Source organism: Marinobacter sp. 1-4A (assembly GCF_016597725.1).
In the GTDB taxonomy this organism is placed as follows: Bacteria; Pseudomonadota; Gammaproteobacteria; order Pseudomonadales; family Oleiphilaceae; genus Marinobacter.
Window position 1 is genome coordinate 123,118 of the sequence record NZ_VCGY01000009.1, and the last position, 8,996, is coordinate 132,113.

General features: G+C 52.0%; 8 protein-coding genes. 5 read left to right on the forward strand and 3 right to left on the reverse strand.

What is annotated here, in order from left to right; genetic code table 11:
* Position 1: 1 nt before the first annotated feature.
* On the reverse strand, positions 2 to 1,777 hold the full coding sequence (locus FE845_RS16520; protein ID WP_200367109.1) for a chloride channel protein: 1,776 nt from the start codon (positions 1,775 to 1,777) through the stop codon (positions 2 to 4).
* 168 nt (positions 1,778 to 1,945) lie between these two features.
* Here FE845_RS16520 and argC point away from each other — a divergent pair, with 168 nt between their 5' ends.
* The 4 genes from argC (at position 1,946) to erpA (ending at position 4,653) form a co-directional block, all read left to right on the forward strand.
* Positions 1,946 to 2,983: an N-acetyl-gamma-glutamyl-phosphate reductase gene (argC, locus tag FE845_RS16525; RefSeq protein ID WP_200367112.1), complete on the forward strand. Its 1,038-nt coding sequence runs from the start codon at positions 1,946 to 1,948 to the stop codon at positions 2,981 to 2,983.
* A 9-nt stretch (positions 2,984 to 2,992) separates the two neighbouring features.
* Positions 2,993 to 3,754, forward strand: coding sequence for a DUF6776 family protein (locus FE845_RS16530; protein ID WP_200367114.1), 762 nt, complete (start codon positions 2,993 to 2,995; stop codon positions 3,752 to 3,754).
* Between the two features lie 2 nt (positions 3,755 to 3,756).
* On the forward strand, positions 3,757 to 4,236 hold the full coding sequence (locus tag FE845_RS16535; protein ID WP_200367116.1) for a bactofilin family protein: 480 nt from the start codon (positions 3,757 to 3,759) through the stop codon (positions 4,234 to 4,236).
* An 84-nt stretch (positions 4,237 to 4,320) separates the two neighbouring features.
* Complete coding sequence (gene erpA, locus FE845_RS16540; protein ID WP_200367143.1) at positions 4,321 to 4,653, forward strand: iron-sulfur cluster insertion protein ErpA; 333 nt, start codon at positions 4,321 to 4,323, stop codon at positions 4,651 to 4,653.
* A gap of 66 nt (positions 4,654 to 4,719) precedes the next feature.
* On the opposite strand, the gene FE845_RS16545 is transcribed toward erpA, so the two are convergent.
* Both FE845_RS16545 and FE845_RS16550 read right to left on the reverse strand, forming a co-directional pair.
* Positions 4,720 to 5,817, reverse strand: a complete 1,098-nt coding sequence (locus FE845_RS16545; RefSeq protein WP_200367118.1) for an anhydro-N-acetylmuramic acid kinase — start codon at positions 5,815 to 5,817, stop codon at positions 4,720 to 4,722.
* Positions 5,818 to 5,823: 6 nt separating this feature from the next.
* The gene (locus FE845_RS16550; protein WP_200367119.1) at positions 5,824 to 7,215 is read right to left on the reverse strand and encodes an OapA family protein; all 1,392 of its coding nucleotides are present in this window, start codon (positions 7,213 to 7,215) and stop codon (positions 5,824 to 5,826) included.
* Between the two features lie 292 nt (positions 7,216 to 7,507).
* On the opposite strand from FE845_RS16550, the gene tyrS reads away from it, so the two are divergent.
* Positions 7,508 to 8,710, forward strand: a complete 1,203-nt coding sequence (gene tyrS, locus FE845_RS16555) for a tyrosine--tRNA ligase (protein WP_200367120.1) — start codon at positions 7,508 to 7,510, stop codon at positions 8,708 to 8,710.
* Positions 8,711 to 8,996 lie beyond the last annotated feature (286 nt).

Below are 8,996 nucleotides of genomic sequence, written 5' to 3' on the forward strand. Positions count from 1 at the left end.
GTCAACTCCGTCGATATTGATAATAGCTTTCGATATCAGATTTAAGGACAACGCCATAAACCCGTTGAATCATTGGTGCCACATGGCGCTGCACATATAGGGCCTCCGCACTGGTGGTCTCAAACTCATGCATCGCCTCTTCAAGAGTGGCTTGATATTGCACTGGCGCTATATCACGCCGGTTTGCGGGAATGTCCATCAGATCAATAGACTCGACAGGGGGCGTCTCATCGGTACTAGCCCCCTCCTCTGAATCCTCTAGATACCGTGCCAGATCAACAGCTGGCAAAAGAGTTGTTGGCCCAGTGCTGCCCTCTACCACTAGCCATTTCGGTTCCGCCTTGAGAGCTTTTCGTGCCTCTTCGGGGGTCAGGTGCCTCTCGATGCGCAGAATACTTTTGTCCATGATCGCGGCCACAGAGACCCGGCGCAAGGCCTGAATAACCGGGGAGCTCTGGTAGCTCAGGCCCTGACTTTTCAGAACGGTTAGGAATAGCGACTTTTTACCGAAGGCTTCACTGGTGATAAGGGAAGACGTTGTAATAATCAGCATGCCAGGAAGAATAATGTGCGGGTTACGTGTCAGCTCCATTAAAGCCATTAGTGCCGCCAAAGGCGCCTGCAGCACCGCCCCCATCATCGCGCCCATTCCAAGCATGGCGTAAAAGCCAACCGATGAGGATTGAGCAGGCAATATTTCTGCGCCGACTAGTCCCATTGCGCCACCGAGTGTTGCGCCCATGAACAACGTTGGGCCGATAATGCTACTGGGCATGCCCAAGCCCACAGTCAGGGCCGTGATCAACAACTTTGCCACTCCTGCGCTTAGCAGCAGCCAGAAGCCTAGCTCGCCATTAATGGTTTCATTCACCGTGTCATAGCCGATGCCCATTGTTTGGGGCACAAGAACAGCGACCGGTGCCATCAATACACCAGCAATGATTACTCGGAGCAAAATAGGGCGATGGTTGAAGCGCCCCATGGAATCGACCAGCTGGATAAACAGCGCCGCTGCAACGCCGATAACAACGGCAATCACTAAAATCCAGGGTATCTCCAACAGTGAATTCATTGTTAGCGCTGGCACGCTGAATGCGGGTTCGGTGCCGTACACAACCTGCGATACAATCGCAGCGCTTACGGCAGCAAGAATGATGGGTGTGAAACCGGCAATGGTGTATTCCATCATCACCACTTCCATGGCAAAAATGACGCCGGAGATGGGCGTGTTGAACGAGGCGGAAATGGCCGCTGCACAGCCACAGGCAACCAGCGTGCGAATGCTGGTGTTTGGTAGCCGCATCCACTGCCCCATAAGGCTGGAAAACGCAGCGCCCAAATGCACAGCAGGCCCTTCACGGCCCGCCGATTGCCCGGTAACAACGGTGGTAACACCAACAATAAATTGGATAACTGCGCTGCGTGCCGTGATGTACCCTTGGTGGTAATTCAAGCGCTCCATTACGTGAACAACGCCGACCTTTCTGTCATGGGTGGCTAGCCGGTGTAGCAGAAGGCCAAGGCCAAGAGCGCCAGCCAGTGGTAATAGTCCGCGAGTAAGAATGTCTAAGCTCTCGAAGGCCTCGGAGCCTTCACCTGGCAGGAAGTACTCTAGTGGCCATTCAATGGCCAAACGGAAAACTAGAATGACCCCGCCGGTTACCAATCCGGATAGCAGGCCAAGAATAGCCAGTTGCGGCAAAGAGTCCACGCCGGATAGTCGACGCGGGAAAGCAGAGATGAATTTCTCACCAATCTGGTGCCAGAATTTATTCATGAGTGCCGGAGTTCCGGTACAGGGGGATGGTTTCCCAGAGGGTTTCTGACATCATTGTAACTGTCGCTCTGCAAGCTGCAATAAGTCGTTGGTTTATCATGATAGACTAAGTAGCTAAGCTACAAAGAACGACCCATAAATCTTTACACGACGACGCTGGAGAGCAACTTGATTAAAGTAGGTATTGTGGGCGGCACCGGGTATACCGGCGTCGAACTGCTCAGAATTCTCGCTGTCCATCCGGAAGTTACGGTTAGTTGCATAACCTCAAGGTCGGAGGCCGGAGTGCCGGTGGCCGACATGTACCCGAACCTCCGTGGGCATTTTGACTTGGCTTATTCAGAGCCCGACTCCGGAGTGCTGTCAGCCTGTGATTTGGTGTTTTTTGCAACACCACACGGTGTTGCCATGCGAATGATCCCCGAGTTAATGGCCGCAGGTGTGCGGGTAGTCGACCTATCGGCCGATTTCCGACTGAAAGACTTGACGGTTTGGTCGCAATGGTACGGCATGCCCCACGAGTCGCCGGAGTGGGCAGAGAAAGCCGTTTACGGATTACCCGAAGCGGTGCGTGATGAAATTTCCAAAGCGCAGCTGGTTGCCAACCCGGGGTGCTACCCAACAGCAGTCCAACTTGGTTTCCTTCCTCTGCTTGAGCAGGGGCTGGTTGACCCGTCGCGCCTGATTGCCGATGCAAAGTCCGGAGCCAGTGGTGGTGGCCGGCAGGGCAAGATCGGTATGTTGCACGGTGAAATAAGCGAGAGTTTCAAGGCCTACGGTGCATCAGGCCATCGTCATTTGCCGGAAATTCGTCAGGGGTTGTCCAAGGCGGCGGGTGTGGAAACCGGCGTTACCTTTGTGCCACACCTGGTTCCGATGATTCGTGGCATAGAGGCGACACTCTATGCTGAATTGAAAAATCCGGTTGATTTCGACCGCCTGCAAAATCTGTTCGAAGAGCGCTATCGCGATGAGCCGTTTGTTGATGTAATGCCGTTCGGTAGCCATCCCGAGACACGCAGTGTGCGGGGCGCTAACTTGTGCCGCATGGCTTTGCACCGTCAGGAGCAGAGTAACATTGTGATCATCTCCTCGGTTATTGATAACCTGGTTAAAGGAGCTGCTGGCCAAGCTATTCAGAACATGAACATCATGTTTGGCATGAAAGAAACTCTGGGCCTCGAAGCACCCGCGCTCTTGCCCTAAGGAACACCCGTGAGCGAACAACGGAAACCGGCAGATGAATATGTGGTTATCCGCCGTCGCCCGGGAGACCGGTTGAGGTGGGCGGTCATTCTAATTATTTTAACCGTTGTCGCTGCCGCAGCCGGTTATTATGGCGGTTTGGTTCAAGGAGGCTCTCGCTCTATTAATGCGGAGACCTCTAATGAGCAGTTAGAGTCTAAAATTGCAGAGTTAGAAGTCGAGATTGCAGCTCTGGAGAGCAATTATCGGGAAACGCAGCAGCAGTTGGTTAATCTTGAGCGTGGAAAGCTGGTTGACGAGCAAGCTCTGGGTCAGGCCCGGAACATAATCGTTGATCTGGAAACTCGCGTTGGCGCACTGCAGTCAGATTTAACTTTCTATAAAAATATTATGGCCCCTTCGGAGACCAGCAAAGGCTTGCAGGTTGACCGCTTTTCTCTGGCCAGCGATCGTTTGGATGGAGTGTATAGCTTCAAGTTGGTGCTGACTCAGGTGGGCAACAACAAGAGCTACATTTCTGGAGTGGTTGCGGTCAACATAATAGGTATGCGTGATGCGCAAAAAGAAGTTATTGCGCTACGCGACCTATCCCAAGAAATAGAAGATCTTGGTGTCAAATTCCGCTTTCGGTACTTTCAGGATGTGGAGGGTAAGCTGGCTTTGCCTAAGGGGTTCGAGCCACTGGAGGTGCAGGTGGTTGCTCAGGCCGAGGGGCGCAAATCCTCTCAGGCTGAACGTACATTCGACTGGGATGATTTAACGGAGAACTAGACATGCTTGGGAGAAAAAAGCAAAAGCCCCGCCGGCCCACCGGCAGCTTTGACACCCTTATATCCTCGCGCACCACTATCGAGGGCGATGTGCGTTTCTCGGGCGGCTTGCATGTCGACGGCCACATTAGGGGTAAAGTGCTGGCTGAAGATGGCAGTGATGCGGTTTTACGAGTCTCCGAAGTCGGTGAAATTACCGGTGATATAGATGCCCCGCACGTTATAATTAATGGCACAGTTCATGGCGATGTCCATGCGTCTGCGCATCTTGAACTCGCCGAAAAAGCCGCCATAAACGGTAGCGTTTATTACAATCTTATCCAGATGGCCATGGGTTCATCAGTAAATGGCAACCTCGTTCATCAGCGCGAACCGTCGGGACTGTTGTCTCAAGATAAGCCCCCCCACGCTGAGGTGAGTGATAACCGATCGGGTACAGAGGGTGACGAGTTTTCTGAAGAAGATAGCGGTAAATCTGAATAGTTGATTGTTTTACTCAGGAATACCATAATCCCTGTAGTTCTATCAGGTAATCCGGAGGCAAACTTGAGTGTAGTCCAGCAACAAATGGCAGCACCGCTGTTTTTCAGCGACAGTGCAGTCAACAAGGTACGAGAACTGGTTGATGAGGAAGGGAATTCCGACCTCAGGCTGCGTGTGTTCGTTACCGGCGGGGGGTGCTCCGGATTCCAGTATGGGTTCTCGTTTGATGAAAGTCAGGATGAAGAAGATACGGTTATAGAGCGGGACGGGGCCGTGCTATTGGTTGATCCGATGAGCTACCAATATCTGGTTGGTGCTACCATCGATTATCAAGAGGGCTTGCAAGGCTCCCAGTTTGTTGTGCAAAACCCCAATGCTAGCGCTACTTGCGGCTGTGGCAGTTCGTTCACTATTTGATGTCTTGCCACTACGGAGGTTGAGCTTTTCTTTAAGGGTGCAAGCCGTTGGTAAAGGCTGTTCGTTTTATGCGGGGTAAATCGCCCCAAGTATCCGTGGGCCTCTTGCTCCGGTTACCTCCGCCAGATTCCCCGGCAGACCAGAGATGGTTTGACGGGCCAGCCATGCAAAGGCCGTGGGCTCTACCCACTGAGGATCAAGGCCCAGTTTAGCAGTACTGAGTATCCGTATAGGACTCAATGCCTGAGCAAGCTCCTTCATGAGCAGTTGGTTACGGGTGCCGCCCCCGCAAGCATACACGACCATAGCCGGCGACTGAGGCATTTGCCTTACAATCGTTATCACAGAGAGTTGTAGCAGAGTTCGCTGAACGTCTTCTGGCCGAACCTCCTCGTGCCTTTGTACAAGGGTTTTAACCCAGCTCAGGTTAAACTTTTCTTTTCCGGTGCTCTTGGGGGCCGGGCGCTCAAAATACGCGTCTGAAAGCATGTCGCTGAGTAGTGCCTGATCAACAATCCCTTCCTGAGCCCATTGGCCATTCTCATCGTAAGGGCGGCCGGTTTGGTCCTGACACCACGCGTCCATTAAGGCGTTTGCGGGCCCGGTGTCGAAGCCCGTAACCGAGCTGTTGGGATCAGACGGAATCCAAGTAATGTTAGCGATGCCTCCGAGATTGAGAATGCACCTGTCCTCGGTTTTTGAACCAAAGTAATGCTGATGAAAGGCCGGAACTAACGGAGCGCCTTGCCCTCCGGCAGCCATGTCTCTGCTGCGAAAGTCACCTACGGATGTAACGCCGGTCTTTTCCGCGATAATAGATGGGTTCCCTATTTGAAGAGAGAATCGAGCGGGTCCGGACGGTTGATGCCGTAGGGTTTGTCCGTGGCTCCCGATAGCTCGAATGGAGGATCTGTCTGCGGAGGATTCGCGGATAAGGGCTTCTGCGGCGTCTGCAAAAAGCGCCCCGACCAGCGTATCAAGCTCTCCCACTTCGTCTGGCGTGGCCTGATTCTGGCTTGCCAGTATTAACCGTTGGCGTAGATCTTCAGGGTAGGGGGAGGATCGTGTTGCATGTGTGCAAAGGGTTTCGCCCTGAAAAGACACCAGCACAGCGTCTATGCCGTCCATGCTGGTGCCGGACATGAGCCCGATCCAGGTTTCCATTCGGTTTTAGTCTTCCGAGGCCAAGGCTAGGTGCTTATAGTTGCTTCTGAAGGCGTCAAATTGTGCAACCTGCTGTTCCGTATGGGCTTTGAATCTTGCCAATTCGGCAGCCGGAATGGGCTGGGCGTCTGGTAGCTTCACAGTTCGGGAGTTGCGAGGTGAACCGTTCACACGGAATTCGTAATGCAGGTGCGGCCCCGTCACCATACCCGATGAGCCAACGTAGCCAATGATGTCGCCTTGTTTGACTCGTGCGCCGGTTTTCATGCCTTTACCGATCCGGCTCATGTGTGCGTAAAGTGTGGTGATGTTATCGCCATGTTTTAGAACAATTGTGCGGCCATAGCCACCCTTCCAGCCAGAAAACTGCACCCGTCCGTTACCGGCCGCCTTGATAGGAGAGCCCGGCGGCGCAGCATAATCTGTTCCTTCATGGGGGCGGACAACATCTAGCACGGGGTGGCGGCGCTGGAGATTAAAAGAAGAAGAAATTCGCGCGTCGATGGGGGTACGCAAAAAAGCTTTGCGCATACTTTTTCCATCTGGAGTGTAATAGTCGCTATCGCCATTGCTGTCCGTGTAGAGTACAGCGATGTTTTCTTTGCCGCGGTTTACAAAGCGTGCCGACAGAATACGGCCAGTATTGAACTTCTCTCCGTCAAGGTAGAGCTCTTCATATACGACTTCAAATTGATCGCCTTTGCGAACATCGTAGACAAAATCGATATCCCAGCCAAAAATGCCTGCAAGCTCCATAGTCAGCCGGTCATTGAGGCCAGCATCCCGTGCTGCGAGGTAAAGCGAGCCGTCGATGGTGCCGGATGCAAATGCTGGCTTGGATTCGGGTTCCCGCTGCTCAGTCTGACCGATATAAGAGCTTTCCTGTTTCTCAATTTTTAGCGTTTCCAGCAAGTTACGCTGGAGCTCAATTGCCGCGAGCTCGCCCTCGCTATCAATAGCGAAGCGAATCGTTTCTCCTGCATATAAACGCTGCAGCTTGTCTGCTTCTCCCTCACCATGAATGACGGAAAGCATGGTGCCATCATTTAACCCGGCTTTCTTAAAGAGTGAGGATAGGGTGTCACCTGACTTAATCTTAAATGCTTGCCAAGTTAGACGAGTCTCGGGTTCCGGTGCAACAGCCGCCTCAGCCTGCTGCGGTGTGATTTCTGAGTGTTGCTCTACAGCTGCTGGCTCAGGGGCCTTTATAGGTTCCTGTTGTGGCTTTTGCGAGATAATTGCCGAAGCTTGGCCCTGCTCCAGATCCAGCGTGTAGGACATTCGCTTGGCCTCAACTTCTGCGCTGGGGCTCATCAAAATTGCGGTAGTCACTACAACTGTTGCAGCTGCAGCGATGGTAATGTGGGTTTTTGGTAACATATTCAGCACGTGTCGCATCCGTTTTAATCGGTATTCCGGCAGCTTGTACTACCCAATTAAAGCTATTGTTCAAGTATAGACCAACAGATTACCGTATAAAAAGTATGTGTAACAGCGCAGATCATTACGGTTGTTACGCTGCCGGTCGGATTTATTGTGACGTCATTGATATAATGCGCCCGCCCAGACTGCGTGAAATTGTTTAAAAACTGAGCATTCACACTTTAGCAGGGCGTCGGGTAACTCACAGATTTCTTTTGTAGAGGTCTGTAACTGATAAATTGCGAAACTGATTGGGGATGAATGATTCATGGCACCTATTGATGAAGCGCTTGCCATTATCAAGCGCGGTGTAGACGAGCTAATACCCGAAGATGACTTAATTGCGAAGCTAAAGGAAGGTCGTCCTTTGCGCATTAAAGCGGGTTTCGACCCCACTGCTCCCGACCTTCATCTTGGGCACACTGTCCTCATCAATAAGCTGCGCCAGTTTCAGGATCTTGGTCATGAAGTCATTTTTCTAATCGGTGATTTCACCGGCAAGATTGGTGACCCTTCAGGTAAAAGTGCAACGCGCCCACCGCTAACCGATGAGCAAGTGGCTCAAAACGCGGTTACCTATAAAGAGCAGGTGTTCAAGATTCTGGATCGCGACAAGACGCGGGTGGTTTTTAATTCCGAGTGGATGAGCAAATTGGCTGCTGCGGATATGATTCGTCTTGCGGGGCAGTACACGGTCGCCCGGATGCTGGAGCGTGATGATTTCACCAAGCGCTACCGCGCCGAACAGCCCATCGCTATCCATGAATTTCTCTACCCTTTAATACAGGGTTACGACTCGGTTGCCTTAGAGGCAGATGTTGAGTTGGGCGGCACGGACCAGAAATTCAATCTTCTGATGGGGCGCATCTTGCAGAAGCATTATGGGCAGAAGCCTCAAGCGGTCCTTACCATGCCGATCTTGGAGGGCTTGGACGGCGTTCAGAAGATGTCTAAATCTCTCGGCAACTATATAGGTGTTAATGACTCGCCGGGCGAAATGTACACCAAGCTGCTTTCCGTGCCTGATGAACTGCTATGGCGTTACTTTGAGCTTTTGAGCTTCCGCCCGCTTGCAGAAGTTAACGAATTCAGAGCAGCTGTAGATGGCGGCGCTAACCCGCAGGACTATAAAAAGCTGCTAGCAGAAGAGATTATTACACGCTTCCATAATGAGGAGGCGGCGCAGACTGCCCACAAGTCGGCTGGTAATCGGGTTGCGCTGGGGGATATTCCGGAGAACGTACCCGATGTAGAGGTTTCACTGGAAGGTCAGTCCGAGATGTTGATGGCTTCAGTGTTGCGTCTATCGGGGTTGGTAAAGAACGGTGCGGCTGCCCGTGACGTTTTGGGGAGAGGTGCGGTTTTTGTTGATGGTCAGAAATTTGAGGGGGATCGTGCCTTTGTTGAGGGTGATAGCTGTGTAATTCAGGCAGGAAAGAAGAAAATTGCCCGGGTTTTGATCACGGCTTGATCGATTTCAGGTTATTTTGAAGTTTTATCAAAATGGCCGTTGACAGAAATTCGTGGGTCTGTAGAATGCGCATCTCCTTCGAGGGACACACCGCTGAAGCGGATTGAAACAAGAAGGCAACTGTTTGAAAGTATTGAAGAAAACGAGTTTGAACTTTCTTTGATTAAACGGTTGACAAGGCGGCGAGACGATGTAGAATACGCCACCTTGATTGAGCAACGGCTCAAACGCTCTTTAACAAATTAACCAAGTAATTCGTGTGGGCGCTGACTGGAGTATTTCGACA

Excerpts from the sequence above, each read along its gene's own strand:
- FE845_RS16545 (WP_200367118.1), bottom strand. The coding sequence starts at position 5,817 with ATGGAAACCTGGATCGGGCTCATGTCCGGCACCAGCATGGACGGCATA.
- FE845_RS16520 (WP_200367109.1), bottom strand. The coding sequence starts at position 1,777 with ATGAATAAATTCTGGCACCAGATTGGTGAGAAATTCATCTCTGCTTTC.
- FE845_RS16535 (WP_200367116.1), top strand. The coding sequence starts at position 3,757 with ATGCTTGGGAGAAAAAAGCAAAAGCCCCGCCGGCCCACCGGCAGCTTT.
- erpA (WP_200367143.1), top strand. The coding sequence starts at position 4,321 with ATGGCAGCACCGCTGTTTTTCAGCGACAGTGCAGTCAACAAGGTACGA.
- FE845_RS16550 (WP_200367119.1), bottom strand. The coding sequence starts at position 7,215 with ATGCGACACGTGCTGAATATGTTACCAAAAACCCACATTACCATCGCT.
- tyrS (WP_200367120.1), top strand. The coding sequence starts at position 7,508 with ATGGCACCTATTGATGAAGCGCTTGCCATTATCAAGCGCGGTGTAGAC.